At 41.4% G+C, this 809-nt stretch carries 1 protein-coding gene; it reads right to left on the reverse strand.

All coding sequences use genetic code 11. The features are described from left to right. Positions 1–210: 210 nt before the first annotated feature. Positions 211–809: hypothetical protein (locus tag OSCI_RS10310; RefSeq protein ID WP_039962070.1), on the reverse strand; the 599-nt coding region annotated here is incomplete at its 5' end.

Raw genomic sequence — 809 nt, forward strand, 5'->3', positions numbered from 1 at the left:
TATTGCAGGTAGTTACAGTTAAAGCTGCCTAAAAAATTCCCGCCTCGGAACTCGCTTTTTGCAGCTATTTTTGTCAATGTCTCGAAACAAGGGCGGTAGCCGTTTTAATGCAGTAGTTGCAGTTCAGTTGTCTGGTTAAATGGAATGGCGTGCTACTGCTGTTAATAACTAATCCAGTTCAATCGAATGGCGTGCTACTGTGGTTTACAACTAATCCAGTTCAATTTCTTGAATGCGTTGTTTTTGGTGTTGGCTATTTTGTTTATAAGTTAGCTGTTCTCGCTCAATTAGCTGTTTTTGCTCAATTAATTGTATCCAGATATCATTCCAACTTGACTGTGGATTGGCAATTTCTGCATTCGGAAGCAGCGCGAGTACATTTTGAGCAAGCAGAGAATCTTCTGCTATTGCTATAATAACGGTATCGAGTTCTTGTAAGAATTGTCTAGGCAGTTGTGAAGCTCGTTCAATTCCTATGTAAATTGTGGGTGGTACAGTTGCAAAGTTATTCGGGTTGTTTTCCCGTTCAATAAGCAGAATTGAAAGGGTTTCAATTGGATTACAGGCAATCATTGCTCGCTCAATTTCCCCCGTGGTTGTTACCCAGAACGTAGCTTCAGATGGCAGAGTATGGGTTGTAGTAAAGTTGCCGATTTCATCCAGAACGAAAGCTTCACAGGTTTCTCCGTATAGTGTCTGCTTCGTAAAGACAGCTTTGGCTTCGCTATCGGCATATAGCCAAGAATGAGAGTGCAATAAATCGAGCAATTTTAAAGGCAAACTGTACTCTTTGGCTAGATGCGAGCGCA

This window comes from Kamptonema sp. PCC 6506 (genome assembly GCF_000180455.1).
Classification (GTDB): Bacteria; Cyanobacteriota; Cyanobacteriia; order Cyanobacteriales; family Microcoleaceae; genus Kamptonema; species Kamptonema formosum.